Annotated in this window: 16 protein-coding genes; 3 read left to right on the forward strand and 13 right to left on the reverse strand. The window is 58.5% G+C overall.

Going from position 1 to position 17,094, the window contains the following annotated elements; genetic code table 11:
- Positions 1–130 precede the first annotated feature (130 nt).
- Positions 131–3,124: a PxKF domain-containing protein gene (locus ACFPB1_RS02115; RefSeq protein WP_379221362.1), complete on the reverse strand. Its 2,994-nt coding sequence runs from the start codon at positions 3,122–3,124 to the stop codon at positions 131–133.
- A 740-nt stretch (positions 3,125–3,864) separates the two neighbouring features.
- On the opposite strand from ACFPB1_RS02115, the gene ACFPB1_RS02120 reads away from it, so the two are divergent.
- Positions 3,865–4,752 carry a mechanosensitive ion channel family protein gene (locus ACFPB1_RS02120; protein WP_379221364.1) on the forward strand — a complete coding sequence of 296 codons (888 nt, stop codon included), beginning with the start codon at positions 3,865–3,867 and terminating at the stop codon, positions 4,750–4,752.
- 94 nt (positions 4,753–4,846) lie between these two features.
- Here the strand turns inward: ACFPB1_RS02120 and ACFPB1_RS02125 are convergent, their stop codons facing one another.
- The 3 genes from ACFPB1_RS02125 to ACFPB1_RS02135 are packed head-to-tail and all read right to left on the reverse strand — an operon-like array spanning position 4,847 to position 7,758.
- Positions 4,847–5,716: a glycine betaine ABC transporter substrate-binding protein gene (locus ACFPB1_RS02125; RefSeq protein ID WP_379221366.1), complete on the reverse strand. Its 870-nt coding sequence runs from the start codon at positions 5,714–5,716 to the stop codon at positions 4,847–4,849.
- Between the two features lie 12 nt (positions 5,717–5,728).
- Entirely contained in the window at positions 5,729–6,562 is an 834-nt protein-coding gene (locus ACFPB1_RS02130) for an ABC transporter permease (protein ID WP_379221368.1), read from the reverse strand.
- Positions 6,559–7,758: a quaternary amine ABC transporter ATP-binding protein gene (locus ACFPB1_RS02135; protein ID WP_379221370.1), complete on the reverse strand. Its 1,200-nt coding sequence runs from the start codon at positions 7,756–7,758 to the stop codon at positions 6,559–6,561. Before ACFPB1_RS02135 ends, ACFPB1_RS02130 begins: the two co-directional genes overlap by 4 nt.
- A 236-nt stretch (positions 7,759–7,994) precedes the next feature.
- Between ACFPB1_RS02135 and ACFPB1_RS02140 the strand changes: the two genes are divergently transcribed.
- A complete protein-coding gene (locus ACFPB1_RS02140; protein WP_379221372.1) occupies positions 7,995–8,558 on the forward strand; it encodes a GbsR/MarR family transcriptional regulator in 564 nt (187 codons plus the stop codon).
- A gap of 92 nt (positions 8,559–8,650) precedes the next feature.
- Here ACFPB1_RS02140 and ACFPB1_RS02145 read toward each other — a convergent pair whose 3' ends face one another.
- From ACFPB1_RS02145 to ehuB, 9 genes are read right to left on the reverse strand one after another with little or no spacing between them, the layout of a single operon-like run.
- Positions 8,651–9,169, reverse strand: coding sequence for a DUF2179 domain-containing protein (locus tag ACFPB1_RS02145; protein WP_379221374.1), 519 nt, complete (start codon positions 9,167–9,169; stop codon positions 8,651–8,653).
- Positions 9,166–10,068, reverse strand: coding sequence for an ectoine hydroxylase (gene thpD / locus ACFPB1_RS02150; RefSeq protein ID WP_379221376.1), 903 nt, complete (start codon positions 10,066–10,068; stop codon positions 9,166–9,168). The genes ACFPB1_RS02145 and thpD overlap by 4 nt, the downstream gene beginning before the upstream one ends.
- Positions 10,065–10,472, reverse strand: coding sequence for an ectoine synthase (locus ACFPB1_RS02155; RefSeq protein ID WP_379221378.1), 408 nt, complete (start codon positions 10,470–10,472; stop codon positions 10,065–10,067). Before ACFPB1_RS02155 ends, thpD begins: the two co-directional genes overlap by 4 nt.
- 33 nt (positions 10,473–10,505) lie before the next feature.
- A complete protein-coding gene (ectB, locus tag ACFPB1_RS02160) occupies positions 10,506–11,801 on the reverse strand; it encodes a diaminobutyrate--2-oxoglutarate transaminase (protein WP_379221689.1) in 1,296 nt (431 codons plus the stop codon).
- A gap of 22 nt (positions 11,802–11,823) precedes the next feature.
- The gene (gene ectA, locus ACFPB1_RS02165; RefSeq protein WP_379221380.1) at positions 11,824–12,369 is read right to left on the reverse strand and encodes a diaminobutyrate acetyltransferase; all 546 of its coding nucleotides are present in this window, start codon (positions 12,367–12,369) and stop codon (positions 11,824–11,826) included.
- A complete protein-coding gene (gene ehuA, locus ACFPB1_RS02170; RefSeq protein ID WP_379221382.1) occupies positions 12,366–13,241 on the reverse strand; it encodes an ectoine/hydroxyectoine ABC transporter ATP-binding protein EhuA in 876 nt (291 codons plus the stop codon). Before ehuA ends, ectA begins: the two co-directional genes overlap by 4 nt.
- A 27-nt stretch (positions 13,242–13,268) precedes the next feature.
- The gene (gene ehuD / locus ACFPB1_RS02175; protein ID WP_379221384.1) at positions 13,269–13,931 is read right to left on the reverse strand and encodes an ectoine/hydroxyectoine ABC transporter permease subunit EhuD; all 663 of its coding nucleotides are present in this window, start codon (positions 13,929–13,931) and stop codon (positions 13,269–13,271) included.
- A 6-nt stretch (positions 13,932–13,937) separates the two neighbouring features.
- Positions 13,938–14,582, reverse strand: a complete 645-nt coding sequence (gene ehuC, locus ACFPB1_RS02180; protein WP_379221386.1) for an ectoine/hydroxyectoine ABC transporter permease subunit EhuC — start codon at positions 14,580–14,582, stop codon at positions 13,938–13,940.
- A 7-nt stretch (positions 14,583–14,589) separates the two neighbouring features.
- Positions 14,590–15,492: an ectoine/hydroxyectoine ABC transporter substrate-binding protein EhuB gene (gene ehuB / locus ACFPB1_RS02185; RefSeq protein ID WP_379221388.1), complete on the reverse strand. Its 903-nt coding sequence runs from the start codon at positions 15,490–15,492 to the stop codon at positions 14,590–14,592.
- 491 nt (positions 15,493–15,983) lie between these two features.
- Here ehuB and ACFPB1_RS02190 point away from each other — a divergent pair, with 491 nt between their 5' ends.
- Complete coding sequence (locus ACFPB1_RS02190) at positions 15,984–17,054, forward strand: lactonase family protein (protein WP_379221391.1); 1,071 nt, start codon at positions 15,984–15,986, stop codon at positions 17,052–17,054.
- Positions 17,055–17,094: the final 40 nt, after the last annotated feature.

Consider the following 17,094-nt stretch of genomic DNA (forward strand, 5'->3'; position numbering starts at 1 on the left):
CCTCAAACGAGGTTCTGCGGGCGAGATGAGACCGTATGAGCTAGGTGATGGAATCGGTGATGAAATCAGCGATACCTTGACGACACGCGCGAAACCAGCCGTTAGCTGTCCGGCACGAGCCCCTGAGGGCTTATCGAAGGCGCACGATCACGGATTCCTTGCGCACGGCCTTCGAGTTCGGATCGGTCACATATTGGATGGTGAGCCGATAGGTTCCCTCATGCAAGGGCTTGGTGGACAGGTTAAAGATATAGAGGCCTTCATGCCCGTCGTACCGGAATGCGTTGCCGGAGACGGCGCCGCTGGTGGACACGGCTGCCTGCTCTTCGCCTGCCTTGCCGTTCTTGATCTCGGCAATCGTCAGTACCGCCTTGACACCGGCGATCGCGGCTCCCGTCCGATCTGTCAGCCGGAACTTGACCGGTACGGTGCTGCCTTGCTTGAATACGCCGCTCCCGTCGCTGCGGACCGGCGGCAGGATGTCGAAGACAGGGTTGCCCGGGAACTCGTAGTAATACCAGCCGTCGGTGCCGCTAATGCCGTCCTGGCCGCCGGTAATCGTGTTGTACCCGCCCCAATAATAATCGTACGGACTTTGTGTCTGCCCGTTGGAGACGCGGAGCGCGTAAGGGTCCGTGTTCAACCGGTCGGCTTCGTCTTCGGTCAAGGTCCGGGTGCCATAGAACCAATCATGCAAATACTTGCCTTCGACGACGGGACTGGCAGCGCCGTGGGGATCTCCGCTGGCGACGTAGTTGCCCGTGTTGAATTTGACGTAATCGTCGCCGCTCACGCCGAGCGCGTTCCAGACGCTCTTCGCGACGCTGAGGCTCATGTTGTCGGTCGCCGCCCCGTCATTATAGTCGTTGAGGTTGGTGTCGATGATGATCGCGCGGTCTGGCGCCAGGGTCGCGACCAGCGAGGTTTGGTCGAAGGGCAAGCGGCCGAAGCTGCCGTACCCGTAAGAACCGTCCTCGTGCTTATACATGTGGCCGTACGGCAGGAAGTGACGGAACAGCTCGGTCTCGCGGGTGCGGTTGTGGCGGTAGCTGTTGCCCGGCCCTTCGGTCCCGTGGGCGACGATCTGCTCGGCGCCTGGATTGCCGCCGCTGAACGGCGTGTCTTTGAAATTGTAGGCTTGGCCTTGGGCATTGTAGCGCCAATTGGCCGGCCCCGTCGCGCCTGCCCCGCCGGCGACGACCGCTTTGACCCGCTCGTCGAAGACGCCGGCCAGGAAGGCAAGCTTGCCGTTGATGGAGAAGCCCTTCGTGACGGCGCGGGACGGATCGATCTTGGCTGCGAGCGCGGGATTTGCGGCGGCCGCATGCTCCAGGATATCTAAATAAATGGATACGGACGCGGCGTTGGCCATCTCCATGCTCACGTCGACGGTGCTGTTGCGCGAGTAAGGGAACAGCGCGTAGAAGGTACCCGCGCGGTTGGGCGTGCCCCACGCCGCGGCATCGGTGCGCATGCCGTCCCTCGCCCAATTGGCGACGGGAAAGGCAATATTGGCGATGCCGTTGCCGGTCCAGCTGCCGCCGAAGGAGATCGGCGCGGCTTGGCCGGACGGGACGCCGGCGGCAGGCATCGTGATGGAGATGGGCACGGTTTGCTCGACGCCGCCGGCAAAGTTGACGTTGGTAGGCGTCACTTTCGCCGTGACGGTCGCGTTGCCGGTTCCGCCGTAATCGTTGGCCACGACGGAGACCGTGTAATCCACGCCCAATTGCGGCTTGTAGCCGTACTCATAGAATTGAGCCAGGTCCAGAATCTCCTGCTTCCGCTCGGCCCATTCCGCTTCGCTCGTGACCATCCCGTTCGTGCCCTTGGACTTGTCGAAGAATTCCCAGACGCTAGGCAGGGTGTTCACCACGGGCAGGTCGTGGGGATCCGGGTACTTCGTGTCGGCCCACCTCAACCCCGCGAACGCCTGGCACACCGCCAAGACGGCGGCTTCCTTCTCCACGCGCGTCGCGTCGGGATTGTCCTTGACCGCGAGGTAAGCGGCCTTCGCGCTCACCATGCGGTCCTTGGAGGCGGCCGTCCATACGAGGCTGCCGTCGCCGTCGCCAGTTCCGGCCGTACCGTTGCCCGAGCCGCCGGGATTGCTCTTGGAATTCCAGAAGCGGATGTCCTCGTCGGCACGCCAGCCGCTGTAGGCGAACGGGGTCAGCCCGTCCCAGCCGGCCAACGTGACTTCGCCCCAATCCCGGTTCCGGACGCGTTCGGAATTCGGCAGATTGGAGTTGCCTTCGCGCCCCGCGTTGTAGTCGGTTTTGCTCCAATACGTAAAGGAATGGTTCTGGTCGTAAATCGCGACCTCCAGGCCGACCTGCGTGCCGTTGACCAGCGGGCGGTCCCAATCGTCGCCCCATCCTTCCATCTGCAGCGCGAACTCATAGGTGTAGTTGACGCCCGGGCTGTTGGTCGCGGCATCGTAGCCCGACGCCTTGAACGCAGCCAGCCGCGGCGAGTAATCCTGGTTGTTCGGATTGAAGAATGACCCGAGCGAGGGAATGCCGGCATTGTTGAACGAAGCGGCCGAGGCCGCGTTCGGGTTCGCCCCCAGGAAGAACACGCCTTGGGTGTCCGTCTCGAGGCCCCATTTGTCATTGAAGACGTCCATATTGACGAACAAGCCGTCCATATTAGGGGCATAGCTGGCCGTGTTCCAATTCGGCGTGCCGGCGTCGGATGCGGAGGTGTCGCCGGTGACTTCCACCAATCCATAGAGCATCGGACCGTCCCACAAGAGCCGCAGCGTCCCCTCGGCGGTTGCGCCGGGGGCGGCTGCCGTCATGGCCGGGTTAAACTTGTTGCCGATCGGGTAGGCGTCGGCTTCGTCCCACGCCGCTTCCTTGACAGCATCCACGGCGATCGGGCCGGCGGTAAACCGTGCGCTGGCCTGCGCTCTAGGCGTGTTCACTTTGTAGCTCCTATTATCGCCGCCGTCTGGCGAGAACCGTTCCAGCACGCTCGTATTGCTCACGAAGTTCTTGTCGTCCCGCTGATCATACGGGTACCGGTCGCCCGGCGCGGCAGTTGCTGCCGGCGCGGCGATGCCGGGCAGCAACGCCAGACCCAGCATCGCCGTTAGCGCGCCGCGTAATCCCATTCGCATTCGCATTGTATATCCTCCCGCTGCAATGAAGTGTTTGCTCGCAACATTCCTGCATGATGGAGAACCTGTTGCCTGTGATTTCCCCCCGATGACTTGTCCTCCAACGTTATGCCGAACGTCAGTCTGCCTTGATGAGTCCGGCACCCTGTCATAATGCTCCTGGGGCTTGACACCTCCTTGGCCGAAGTCTGCAGCGATTCGGGCAGCCGGCCGCCGGACTTCGGAAAGTAGCTCTATCATACGCGGGAGGCGCGGCGGACTGAATTCAATTTCTTTGGAATCTCGCTATCACTTTTCTCGGATGCTGTTCGGGCAAGAAGCACATACGAGCGAGAGGCGAAGGTCTAACGGACATTGCCGAATGCAGCAAAAAAGAGCCTGCTTGCGGCAGACTCTTCCGGTATCATGCGCGGTTCGGCTCTTGGGAGATATAGCTAGATACATGGCATGATACCTGATACCACTGGTTTCATGCTCACCGATAATATGGTACAATGAACCTTTATTTTTTGCCGAAAGGAGTTGTACTTACCCTGGTTGATATCGACTGGTTATCCCGCCTTTTTGCCGGTGTCCGCTGGATTGACGTCACCGTCGCGATCGTCGTCGCGCTGCTATTTCTCGCTTGCCGCACATTTTTTGCTACATACGCCGTAGCTTTCTTCCGGCGCCGCTTATCACATTCGCAAGGATTTTCCGCCTGGGCAAAGGCGTTTGAGAAACCGCTGGGTTACGGCTTCGTGCTCTTCGGTCTGTATACGGCGCTTCGCATCGCGCTTCCGCTTCGGATCGAAGGGGCGATCGAACTGAATCTTCTCTTCCGCAGCGGTCTGATCGCGCTGCTCGGATTCGGCATTTATAACGTCTCCGCCACCTCGTCCATCCTGATCGAACAGCTTGGCAAACGCTTCGGGCTGGATCACGCCAGCATGCTCATCCCGTTTCTATCCAAGACGATTCGCTTTGTCATTATCCTGCTTGTCGTCACGATTATCGGCTCCGAATGGGGGTTCAGCATCAACGGCGTCGTGGCGGGGATGGGTCTCGGAAGCTTAGCCATCGCGCTCGCCGCGAAAGAAACGCTAAGTAACGTATTCGGCGGCATCGTCATCATCGCGGAAAGGCCGTTCGCCAAAGGCGATTGGATTCTAACGCCCAGCGCGGAAGGCGTCGTCGAGGATATTACGTTTCGAAGCACGCGCATTCGCACGTTCGCCGATTCCGTCGTAACGGTCCCGAATTCGACGTTGGCTAACCATCCCATTACGAACTGGAGCAAGATGGGCAAGCGCCGCGTGACGTTTACGCTTAAAGTGGCGTTGGAAACCGATCGGGAACGGCTCGCGGCGGCCATCGGACGCATGGAACGAATGCTCCGGGAACATGATCAAGTGGCGCCGGGAACGATCATGGTGCGATTTAACGAATTCCAGGAAGGCGGGCTGGGCATCTTCTTTTATTATTTCACCAAAACGACGGTGTGGTCGGAATATCTAACGATCCGTCAGGAACTCAACCTCGCGGTCATGGGCATTCTGGAAGAAGCGGGCATCCGGATGGCCTATCCCGCGCAGCGGATCTTCATGGAAGACGCGGCTGTCTCCTCTTATCCAGATCGCTCGAATTGATTCGCAGCAAAAAGAAGACGACAAGAATCGCGGTATTCCGCGATCCTTGTCGTCTCCCGTTGTAGCAGCCGTGTAGAGCTTAAGCGCGACAATCTTATGAAACGCCGTCCAGCCATGCCGATACTTCTTGCTCATGACTATCGACCCAAGCTTTCGCCGCGTCCTCCGGCGATTCCCCCTCTTGAATCGCGACCATCACCTCGGCCATATCATCCGGCGTCCAATGGAACTGATCCAGCAGCTTGTAGGCGTCCGGCATATCAGCATCCAGCCCTTCGCGGGCCATCGTATGGATCTCCTCGTCCCCGCCATATACGCCTTTCGGATCGGCCAAATATTTCAAGTCCATCTTCGCGAACATCCAGTGCGGCGTCCAACCGGTGACGATAATCGGCTTCTTCGCCTCGTACGCCTTTTGAAGCTCCTGCGCCATCGCCGCCGACGAGCTCTCGACAAGCTGCCAGTCGCCTTCAAGGCCATAATCCTTCAAGGCCTGCTCGGTGGAGGTCATAATGCCGGCGCCGGGCTCGATTCCGATGATCTTATGATCGACGGAAATTCCGGCCGCGTCCTGCTTCAAGTCTTCGATCGAATTTTCCTTCATATAAGATGGCACGACAAGCCCGGTCTTCGTACCTTCGAGATTGGAACCGAGATCTTTGAGATCTTTGCCATACTTCTCCAAGTACGAGGCATGCGTCGTCGGCAGCCATGCCGCCACCATCGCGTCCGCGCTGCCGTCCGCGATTCCGGCCCACATTGGACCTGCATCCACCTGCATCAGCTCAACCTTGTAATCCAGCTTTGATTCCAATACATATTTCACGACGTTCGTGCTTGCGATCTCGGAATCCCAAGCCACGTAAGCCAATTTAATCGATTTGCCGTCCCCGGATTTCGTGCATCCGGCAAGCGCGGCCGCCATGACAACGGCCGATAAGGCCAAACCCCATGTTTTCTTCATTGTCGTCACCTCTCACGTTTTTTGTTTTCTGATAATGCGCTGTGTCAAGCGGTCCAACAGGATCGCCATCACGACAATCGAGATCCCCGCTTCAAACCCGGTTCCGGTCTTCGTCTGCGTCACGGCGCGGTAGACGTCGGCGCCCAATCCCTGCGCCCCGATCATAGAGGAGATCACCACCATCGACAAAGACAGCATGATGGTCTGGTTGATTCCGGCCATCATCGTAGGAAGCGCCATCGGCAGTTGAAGCTTGAACAGCTTTTGGTTCGGCGTCGAACCGAACGCTTCCGCCGCTTCGACCAGCTCGTGCGGCACTTGGCGGATGCCCAGATTCGTCAGTCGGATCGTCGGCGGGACGGCGAAAATAATCGACGCGATGACCCCCGGGACGACGCCGAGCGAAAAGAACGAGACCGCCGGCAGCAGATACACGAAGGCCGGCATCGTCTGCATGAAATCAAGCACCGGCGTCACGATGCTCTGCGCGATGCGGCTTCTCGCGCACAGGATCCCGACGGGAACACCGATGACGATGGACAGCAGCGAAGCTGTCAGGACGATGGCCAGCGTGTCCATCGCATGTTCCCAGTAGCCTAAATTGTCGATGAGCAGCAAGCCGATCAAGGCGAAGACGGCGAACCTCCACTTCCCCGCAAGCCAGGCGAGCGCCGTCGCCAGCAGGATCACGACCAGCGGCGATCCCCAGACGAGCACGGTCTGCAGGGCGTCTACCATCGAACCGATGACGATTCGGATAAAGTCAAATAATGGCGAAAAGTGGCCTTCGAGCCAGGCTTCAACGGATTCGATCCAATCGCCGAGCGGCAATTTCGGCATGTTCATCGCACGCCACCTGCCTCCGGTACGGCGTTCCCTGCCAGCGCCGCGAAGACGGCTCCGCGAATCACGATGCCGAGCAGCCGATTCGCGCCATCCGTGACGGCGAGCGGCAGAGGCGTCGCGGCCATCGGTTCGAACAGTTCGTTTAACACCGTATCCGGCGCGACGACCCGCGTTTGGGGGATGAGAATATCGTCCAGCGCCAGTCCTTCCTTCAAGGCAGTCGAAGCGCCTTCGGCCGTAATGACGCCAAGCAGCCGTTTCGCTTTATCGGTCACGTACAAATTGGACACGCCCTGCTCGCGCATCAGCTGGAGCGCAACCCGAGGTCCCCGTTCCAGCATGATCGTCTCCGGACGCCGCATGACATGCGCTGCCGTCAGTACCTTGGACAGGTCGACATCCTCGATAAATTTCTCGACATACGAATCGGCAGGCTTCATCAGGATTTCTTCCGGCGTGCCGATTTGCACGATCGAACCGTCCTTCATGAGGGCGATCCGATCGCCAATGCGCAGCGCTTCGTCCAGATCGTGCGTGATGAACACGATCGTTTTCTGCATGCTTGATTGCAATTGAAGCAGCTCATCCTGCATATCCTTGCGGATCATCGGATCGAGCGCGCTGAACGCTTCGTCCATCAACAGAATATCCGGGTCGTTCGCAAGCCCCCTCGCCAATCCGACGCGCTGCTGCATGCCGCCGCTGAGCGCATCGGGATAGCTGTCCTCCCAGCCGCCGAGTCCCACGAGTTCGAGTGACTGTCGGGCCATTTGCTTGCGGACCGGTTTGGCGATCCCCTGAATCTCTAAGCCATATTCCACGTTTTGGAGCACGGTACGATGCGGAAACAAGGCGAATTTCTGAAAGACCATCCCCATGCGCTTGCGGCGGAACTCGCGCAGTTCGTTCGGATTCATGCGGACGATGTCTTTCCCCTGGAACAGGATTTGGCCGTCCGTCGGTTCGATCAGCCGGTTCAGCAGCCGAAGCAGCGTCGACTTTCCGCTTCCCGACAGCCCCATGATGACGAAGATTTGCCCGGCTTCAATCGAGAAGCTCGCCCGGTTTACGCCGACCGTCTGCTTCGATTCCTTTAGAATCCGTTCCTTCGTCCATCCTTGCTGGAGCAGCTGGAGCGCTTTGTCCGGGTCGCTGCCGAATACTTTCGTCAATGATCTGACATCAATGATGGACATGCATGTTCCCCTCCTGGCTTCTATAGCTGGCGACTGGTTCCAGTTTAGGGAGGATCGCTTGTTTAGTCAACAATAAAAACCGTTTATAATTTACGTACAGTATAAACTTTACGAATGGAATGCTCCCCTATCCGCCCATATGCTCAAAATTCCTCCCGTCAACGCACGCTTTACAATGTTTTCGCGGGTGATTACAATAACTATGACGTCGGACAAGGTGACCTAGGAGGCAAATCATGAATGAAGAAGCGAACGGTTTAACGCCTGAGCAAGAACGGTCGCTGGACGCATCCAGACAACGCGTAATCGATTCGATCGGCAAGAACATGGACTTATACGGAATTACGTTGTCCATCGGACATTTATATGGCTATATGTACTTTCAAACCAAACCCATCACCTTGGATCAAATGAGCGAAAAGATGGGCATGAGCAAGACGTCCATGAGCACAGGGATGCGAACCCTGATGGATCTGAAGATGATCGACAAAGTGTGGGGCAAAGGCTCCAGGAAGGACTTTTACGAGGTCGTACCGGACTGGCACAAGAACTTCGTGGATTTCTTCTCCATTAAGTGGCGCAAAGCCGTCGAAAGCAATATGGCCTCGCTCGAGAAGTCATTGCGGGAAATCCGGCAGCTTCGCCAATCCGACCCGACTAACGAGGCGTTGAATAACGTGACGTCGATCGACGAAGATAAAATCAATGCCGCGCTAAGCTATTATAAGTGGCTGCTTCGGCTGATCGATTCGTTCGAAACCGGGGACATCTTCTCGTTTATTCCGAAGGAAGACGAATAGCGCGGGATGTTCGGGCGGGTACGCAAAAAAGGGCGGGACATGCGTCCCCGCCCTTAATTTCTATATATGTTCCGGATCTGCCGAAGCTGCCGCTATTCCAGCATTTTCGCCCAGAAGCCTCCGCGAAAATACCTCGGCTCGTGCGAGATCACGAATGCCTTCGGCGCTTCCTCTTCGATCCGTTTCAAGAGCTTCTTCTCGTTGCTGCGCTTGACGAGCACCTGCATGACGAGCCGTTGGCCATGCCTTCCCTCCCCCGTCCATACGGTAACCCCATACCCATGCTGCCGCAGCTTGTCTGGAAGCGACGTATGGACGGTATCCGCGATGACCTGCACGACCGAATACCCCAGTGCCAGCCGCTCTTCGATGCGGCTGCCAAGATACACGCCGAGGCCGAAGCCGATGCAGTAGGCCGCCATATGGATCGGGCTCGATAAATTTTGGAGCACGAGCTGCAGGCCGGCGAGGTAGATGAACACTTCGATCATCGCGAACAAGGAGGCTGCGCCTCTCCTGCCCTTAATAACCAGGATGAGACGCATGGTGAAGATCGAGACGTACGCGATGTTGATGCCGAGGATCGACAGCGCGATCAGGACAAGCGTCATTCGCGATCGCGCGTAGCGATAAAGGGCGGTCTCGGCTTCTGCCCGGAAAAGGGCGTCACGAGCCGATTCTCGACGCTGTTGTAGACGATGAATACGTTGCTGCGCGGATAGGGCGAGATATTGCTGCTCGAACCGTGCATGAGGTTGCAGTCGAACACGAGCAGCGATCCCGCTTTGCCGACCGGCATGTCGATGCCGCCTTCCCGCGCGAGCCTGGTCAGGCTGTCCTTGTCCGGGACGCCGTACTCCTGCTTGCGAAGCGATTGCTTGAAATGATCCTCGGGCGTGCGGCCGACGCTGGCGACGAATGTCTTATGCGAGCCCGGCATCACCATGAGCGGTCCGTTGTAGGGATTGTTGTCCTCCAGCGCAATCGAGACGCTGAGCGCCCGCATGGCCGGCATCCCATCCTCCACATGCCACGTTTCGAAATCGGAGTGCCAGTAGAACTCCTTCCCCGAGAAGCCCGGCTTGAAATTGATGCGGGACTGATGGACGTACGTGTCCGATCCCAACAGGAACCGGGCAACGCTCGTCAGCCGCTTATGTTCGGCAAGCCCCTTGAAGACGGGATTGTTGTCGTGCACGGCGAAGACGGAGCGCACCTCGTCGCTGTCCGGCTCCCGGATGACATGCTCGGCTTCGCGCTCCCGGTAAAACCGTTGAAGCCTTCCCAGCTCCGCTTTCCAGGCGGCTACCTCATCGGGCGAGAAGAACGATTCGAAGAACAAATAGCCCTTTTGTTCGTATTCGTTAGCCCGTGCTTGAGTAATCGGACTATCCGGCGACCAAGCGCCGTACAGGACAGGGTCCGCCCGAACCAGCAGCTCCGGTTCGGACCGTACGCGGGACGGGTAGCGATCGGCCGCGATGCGGCGGCTTGCCTGCTCGGCCGTCATGGCAGCACGCTCCTCGGTTCAGTCTCCTCTACGAGCGGATATACGCCTTCGTCGTCATGGACTTCGGCGCCGGTAAGCGGCGGGTTGAACACGCACACCATCCGCAGCTGGCTGCGGGCGCGCAGCAGATGCTTCTCGTGGCCGTCCAGCGCGTACAGCGTCCCCGGCCGAATCGGATACGTGCTTCCCCCGATTACTTCGATTTCGCCTTCCCCTTCAATGCAGTAGACCGCTTCGACATGATGCCGGTACCAGATCAGGGTTTCCGTCCCGGCTTTGATCAGCGTGTCGTGCAGCGAGAACCCCATTCCGTCCTTCTTCAGCAGCAGACGCCGCGCGTTCCACGTTTTCGTGTCGACATCGTCTTTCGTTCGAATCACGTCATTTAAATGTTTTACGATCATCGTTTCGTCTCTCCTTTTGGTTAATGGCATGAATTACACGCCGGCTTGCGCCGTGCCGGCCAGCTTGACGGAGCCGAGCATCTCGTGCAGCGCCGCCTCGATACGGTCCAGTCCTTGCTTGAGGACATGCTCTTCGATGGTGAGGGGCGGCATTAACTTGGCGACTTCGTCCTTCGGTCCGGAGGTCTCGAGAATGACCCCGTGCTTAAAGGCGGTTTTGCTAAGCCGCGCGGCATGGGACGGCTCGCGAAAGACGAGTCCCTGAATCAGCCCCTTGCCCCGGACCTCGGCGATCGCCTTCGGATACTTCGCCGCCATGCGGTGCAGAAATTCGAGAATGATCCGTGAACTGGCCGCGACCGCGAGTTCCAGCTCCGGCGTCCGCCAATAGTCGAGCGCTTCGCTCGCCGCCACGAAACCCAGATTATTGCCGCGAAACGTTCCGTTGTGTTCGCCCGGACGCCAGACGTCGTACTCTGGCTTAATCAGCGTCAGTGCCATGGGCAAGCCGTATCCGCCGATCGACTTCGACAGGCAGACGATATCCGGCGATAGGCCGGCATCCTCGAAGCTGAAGAAGGTGCCGGTTCTCCCGCAGCCCATCTGCACGTCGTCGATGATGAACAGAATCCCGCGGTCGCGGCATATGCGCTCTACCCGGCGCAGCCAATCGGTCCTTGCTTCGTTCAGCCCCCCTTCGCCTTGAAGCGTCTCGAGCAGGACGGCCGCCGGCCGGTCGATGCCGCTGCCCGGATCGTCCAGCAGCTTCTCCAGCATCAGCGCCGTATCGATGCGCGTACCGAAATATTGATCGTACGGCATGAACGTCGTTCCTCCGAGCGTAACGCCGGCGCCTTTGCGCTTAAATGCATTGCCCGTCGCCGCGAGCGAGCCGAGCGACATGCCGTGAAAGGCGTTGGTGAAGCAGATCACGTTCGTTCGGCCCGTCGCTTTGCGCGCGATCTTCAAGGCGCTCTCCACCGAGTTGGTGCCGGTCGGCCCCGGGAACATGACCTTATAATCCAGCTTGCGGGGCTCGAGAATGAAGGCATGGAAGCGCGTGAGAAACGTCTCCTTCGCCTCTGTCGCCATGTCCAGGCTGTGGGTCACGCCGTCCGCGAGCAAATACTCGATCAGTTTGGCGCGGATACGCGGATTGTTGTGCCCGTAATTGAGCGCGCCGGCGCCCGCGAAGAAATCAATGTATTCCTTTCCGGCTTTGTCCCACACGCGCGCGTTGCTGGCTTTGGTGAATACGGTTTGGAAACTGCGGCAGTAGCTGCGCACCTCGGATTCGAGCCGGTCGAATACGTCCAAGGCGCCGGGCATGTTATCAATAGATTTCACGTCGTTACAACCTCCCTGTCGGTAGATTTGCGTTTACGGATCGGGCATCGTCCAGCGGTCCGATGCGATACAACAGCTCCGCATCATGGACCGTTTCGCTTGGAAATAACGTCTCCCGGTAGTGCTCGGCCGTGCGGCATCGGGTTCCGAAGTCTTCGGCTAGCCGAAGGAACAGCCGGCGCGAGGGCTGATTGCCAGGACCGACCGTCGCTTCGACGTACCGAATGCCGGACAATGCCTCTCGCTCCAACAGATGACGGAGCAGCCGCCTGCCGACGCCCGCGCCCTGGAAGTCCGGGTGCACGCCGATCTGCCAGACGAACAGCGTATCGGGCTCCGCCGGCTTGCGGAAGGCTGTCGCGAAGCCGGCCAGGCGATCAGCGAGGCTCGCGACCGCGCATGTATCCGCGAATATGTCGCACATCATCAAGTACGCATAGACGGAATTCGCGTCCAGCATCTTGGTCTCGGCCGCAAGCCGCCAGATCGCCGCGCCGTCCGTGACATGCGGCCTGCGGAAGGTCAGGTTCGATACGTTCGGAATCTTCAATAGCCGCCGTTCCCTTCGTGGAGCGATCGCAGATTCGCGCCGAAGCGCTTCAGAAACGCCCGCAGCCGTTCGCTCTGCGGATTCTCGAATATCGCCGAAGGCGGTCCCTCCTCGACGATGCGCCCGCCGTCGCCGAAGATGACGCGATCCGCCACGTCCCGCGCGAAATCCATCTCATGCGTAATCAGCATCATGGCCATGTCCCCTTCGGCCGCGATTTCCTTGATGACGCCGAGCACCTCCCCGACCAGCTCCGGATCGAGCGCCGAGGTCACTTCGTCGAATACCATAATCTTGGGCTGCATGACCAGCGCCCTGGCGATCGCGACGCGCTGTTTCTGCCCGCCCGACAGCCGCGACGGATAATCGTCCAGCTTGTCGGCCAGACCGACCTTGCGCAGCATCGCGATCGCGCGATCATGCGCTTCTTGCTTCGTTAGGCCCAGCACCGCGCGCGGGGCCAGCGTGACGTTATCGAGCACCTTCAGATGCGGGAATAAATTGAAGTGCTGAAAGACCATGCCGATGCTTCCGCGCATCCGGCGCAGATGCTTGGCGTCCGCCCGCACGATGCGGCCCGATTTGTCCGTCATGTCCCACAGCGATTCGCCGTCGATCCAGATCCGGCCGCTCGTCGGTTCCTCCAGCGTCATCAGCATGCGGCCGAGCGTTGTTTTGCCCGATCCGCTTGGCCCGATCAGCGCGAGCTTCTCCCCGGGCCGCATCGTCAAGTCGATGCCCTTGATGACTTCCAGTTCTCCGTAGCGTTTCGTGACGCGTTCGAAGCGTACGAGCGCCGAGGCCGGCTCCGCGGCCTTGACCGGTTGTTCGAGTTCGTCCTCCGCTGCCTCCGGAATGAATAGTCCGTTCATGCGTTACCTCCTAACCGGCTGCGCGCCCTAACCGGCTGCGCGCCGTTTTAGCCGCTTCTCGATTCTGGCGATGCCGTAGGCCAGCGCCAGGCTGAGCGCCAGGAACAAAATGCCCGCGATCGTGTACGGCTCGAAGACCCGGTACGTGACCGAGGCGGTATTCTTGGCGGTAAGCAGCACCTCCACGAGCGTAATCGCCGACAGCGTAGGCGTTTCCTTCAAGATCACGATCAAATAATTGCCCATGACCGGGATAATCGGCGGCACGGCCTGGGGCAGTACGACCGATACCCAGGTCCGGGTCCGCGAGAGGTTCAGCGCCTTCGCCGCTTCCCATTGTCCGCGGGGCACGGCATCGATGCCGGAACGGTAGACTTCGGATAAGTAGGCGCCATAGTGTAGTCCGAGGCCGATGACGCCCGTCGCGAACGCCGACAGCGACAGCGGGGTCAACATCGGCAAGCTGTAGTATAGAAAGAACAACTGCACGAGCAGCGGCGTACTTCGGATAAACTCGACGATTCCCCGAATTGCGAGACGCACCGGCGCGAAGCGGGTTCGGCCGAGAATCGCGAAGCCCATGCCGATACAGGCGGCCGCCGCGAATCCGGCCAGCGTCGCGGCGATCGTAACTAGGAAGGCGCGAAGCAGCTCGGGCAGCACGTCAAGCGCGTACGACCAGTCCCACAAGACCGTTCACCTCCATTCCGAAAACTTGCGTTCGAGGACCCGCACTGTGACGATCATGCATGCCGACAGCAGAAAATAAAGCAGCAGCAGCAAGCCGAAGATGGCCGGCGTCCACGAATAATAATTATTGCGCAGCACCATCGCCTGGTAGGTCAGGTCCGCCAGCGTGATGAAATAGATCAACGATGTCGACTTCAGCAGCTCGATCATCAGATTGCCCATCGGCGGCAGCATCCGCACGAATGCCTGGGGGAGTATGACCAGCCGCAGCCGCTGCAGCGGCGTCAAGTTCAAGGCGGTCGACGCTTCCAGTTGTCCTTTCGGAACGGCTTCGACCGCGCTTCTTACGATTTCGGCGCCATAGGCGCCGATATTCAGACCGATCGCAAGCACCGCCGACAGGAGCTTCGACAGACCGATTCCCGCGAAGGGAAGCGCGAAGTACAACCAAAACAACAAAATAAGCAAGGAAACGGCCCGAAATACTTGGATATACGTCCGGCATACGACCCGAACGGCCGTGATTCGCGACAGACTCCCGAGTCCGGCGAGGCCGGATAGCAGGAGCGCCAGCACGGCTGACAGCAGCGCAACCTTAATCGTAATGCCAATCCCGCTCGCCATTAACGGCAGCCAATTTACCCCGTGCATGGCCATGCTACCCGGCGCACAGCTCTGCTGCCTTGGCGTCTCCCGGCAGCTCCTGCTCCGTAAAGCCGAATTGCTTCAAGATCGTGAGCAGTTCCCCCGAGGATTTCATCTGCTCAAGCTCGGCATTGTAGGCGTCCCTGAAGGACGTATCCGCCGTGCGGAAAGCCGTTGCTCCGTAACCCCGAACGCTCTTGCCGTCCACGAGCGGCTGCTCGAAATCCATCACCCGCTCCAGCTTGGGGTCTCCCGCGGCATCCAGCCGGGATTGAAGCGCCGGGCCTGTCATCGTAATGGCGTCCGCTCTTCCGGATTGCAGCGCGCTGAGCGCCGCATCCTGATCCGGCACGATCACCATTTGCTTCTCGGCCACGCCGGAAGCTTTCAAATAGCCGATTTCGATGGCACCCGCCATCACGGCGACTTTGGCTTTCGCATTGTCCGCGACCGCTTGGTAGCTCGTCAGCTTCAGCGGATTGCCGGCTTGGACGGCCAAGCCTTCCCCGATGCTGTACTCGGGATTCGCGAATGCCACTGCCTGGCATCGCTCGGGATTGATGAACATGCCGGCCGTTATCAGATCGAACCGCTCCGCCTGCAGCCCGGCGATTAACGAGGAGAACTCCGTCAGCTCGCCGCGAATTTCGTTAATGCCGAGCCGCTTCAGGACGGCTCTGGCGATTTCGACCGCCTCTCCCGTAAGCTCGCCGTCGGCTGTCTTGTACGCGTACGGATTCTCGTTCGCGAAACCGACGGTCGCATAACCCTGCGCTTTCAGCTTCTCCAGGATGCTGTCGGACGCCTCCCCCCCGTTGCCCGATTCCGCGTTTCCCGCCGCGCCGGCAGCCGGCTCGTCGTCCGTCTTCGAACCGCACGCGCTAAGCAGCAGCAAGGGAAGAACCAGTAGAATCAACCACTTTCCTCTCACGCATTCTCACGACCTTTCCTAAAGTTTTTCGACACTTACAAGGCTACCACCATTTGGCACCTGGGGTCATTTCCAGAATTGTAAGATAATTCAGCTTATTCTAGGTTAACTTGATCTCAATGGCAGTCACCGGCCTCTATCGCCAAATCCCTCCCATTTCCTCCCGGATGATTGCGACGAGGGCGATTTACAGCACGGTTGTTTTATGTTAATAAGTTTTCCTTATAATAAAATGAGCGATTATATTAATATTCATTAGATAAATTTCACTTATAACACTGGTATTCCCCTCTTCGCCAAACCGCCGGTCCTTCTTCCATATCGCCGTAGGAATGCTCTCAGCATGGATAACGGCGCTTCCATTCTATAACGGCTGTAAGATAATACGAACTTCTTCTCATCTTCTTCAAGGCAGTCGAATACGATTAAACGATCATCCGGAACCCCATTGGAAGGAGAGATGTCCTATTCAGGGGATGTCATACATGATGACCAATATGACAGCAAGTAACCAAATCGTAGCATTTTATAGAGAAATGAATGGAACGTTGACGTATGTTGGCACATTCCCCACCTTCGGAACCGGCACGGGTACAAGGGAAGTCTCTGCTGCTACGGCAAACGACGGCATCGATCCCCTGGCTTCGCAAGACTCCCTCGCCTTATCCCCTGATGGGCGCTATCTCTTTGCGGTTAATGCGGGCAGCAACAGTATCAGCAGCTTCAAGATCGGCAATAATGGCGTACCGATTCTGGTCGATGTTCGGCCGTCCGGCGGTGTGCAGCCTAATAGCATGAGCGTGCTGGGCAACCTGCTTTATGTGTCCCATGTTGGAAATGCCGCTAACGACTTCGCATCCAATCTCACGGGATTTCTGATCAATAATAACGGACGACTGTATCCGATTCCCGGCGCGACCCACAGCCTCAGTACCGTCAATGCGCAGCCTTCGCAAGTGTTATTCAATCTTGACGGCAGTAAGCTCGTCGTGTCGGAACTATCTACGAATCATCTCAGCGTATTTCAAGTGAATCACGACGGTTCGCTCATGGGTCCGATAATCAACACAGCTAGCGGAACGCTCCCATTCGGTTCGCTGTTCCTATCATCCGGGGTCTTGCTGGTGACCGAAGCAGGCACCAGCGCGCTTTCCTCGTATGCATTGAGCCCCGATGGAAGCCTAAACGCGATCAGCGGATCCGTACCGAATGGCCAAATGACGTCATGTTGGGTCGCGGCCGCGCGGAACGAACAATTCGCTTATACCTCGAATACCTTAAGCGGAACCATTGCGATTTATCGTATCGCGTCTAATGGCGAAGTAAATTTCATTCGTAATGTCCCCAGCACGCCTGCGGGTACCCCGACAGGGCTTCCAATTGATATTCGAACAAGTAAGGACGGCCGATTTTGTTACGTACTTAACGGGAATCAAGGCACGATATCCGTTTTTCAGATCGAGGACGACGGCAGCCTCGGACATCTGCAAGTCGCCGCTTGGACGAAGCTTCCTTACTTCGGGTCGCAAGGGTTGGCCGTGCTTTGACTCCAGGCGTGATTTTGAAACGACCTGGTATTCACGCTCG

The sequence above is a fragment of the Paenibacillus sp. GCM10023250 genome, assembly GCF_042653205.1.
Taxonomy (GTDB): Bacteria; Bacillota; Bacilli; order Paenibacillales; family Paenibacillaceae; genus Paenibacillus_Z.

Coding starts and splice junctions, on each gene's coding strand:
- ACFPB1_RS02115 (WP_379221362.1), bottom strand. CDS start 3,124: ATGCGAATGGGATTACGCGGCGCGCTAACGGCGATGCTGGGTCTGGCG.
- ACFPB1_RS02125 (WP_379221366.1), bottom strand. CDS start 5,716: ATGAAGAAAACATGGGGTTTGGCCTTATCGGCCGTTGTCATGGCGGCC.
- ACFPB1_RS02130 (WP_379221368.1), bottom strand. CDS start 6,562: ATGAACATGCCGAAATTGCCGCTCGGCGATTGGATCGAATCCGTTGAA.
- ACFPB1_RS02135 (WP_379221370.1), bottom strand. CDS start 7,758: ATGTCCATCATTGATGTCAGATCATTGACGAAAGTATTCGGCAGCGAC.
- ACFPB1_RS02140 (WP_379221372.1), top strand. CDS start 7,995: ATGAATGAAGAAGCGAACGGTTTAACGCCTGAGCAAGAACGGTCGCTG.
- ACFPB1_RS02145 (WP_379221374.1), bottom strand. CDS start 9,169: ATGACGCTTGTCCTGATCGCGCTGTCGATCCTCGGCATCAACATCGCG.
- thpD (WP_379221376.1), bottom strand. CDS start 10,068: ATGACGGCCGAGCAGGCAAGCCGCCGCATCGCGGCCGATCGCTACCCG.
- ACFPB1_RS02155 (WP_379221378.1), bottom strand. CDS start 10,472: ATGATCGTAAAACATTTAAATGACGTGATTCGAACGAAAGACGATGTC.
- ectB (WP_379221689.1), bottom strand. CDS start 11,801: ATGCCCGGCGCCTTGGACGTATTCGACCGGCTCGAATCCGAGGTGCGC.
- ehuA (WP_379221382.1), bottom strand. CDS start 13,241: ATGAACGGACTATTCATTCCGGAGGCAGCGGAGGACGAACTCGAACAA.
- ehuC (WP_379221386.1), bottom strand. CDS start 14,582: ATGCACGGGGTAAATTGGCTGCCGTTAATGGCGAGCGGGATTGGCATT.
- ACFPB1_RS02190 (WP_379221391.1), top strand. CDS start 15,984: ATGTCATACATGATGACCAATATGACAGCAAGTAACCAAATCGTAGCA.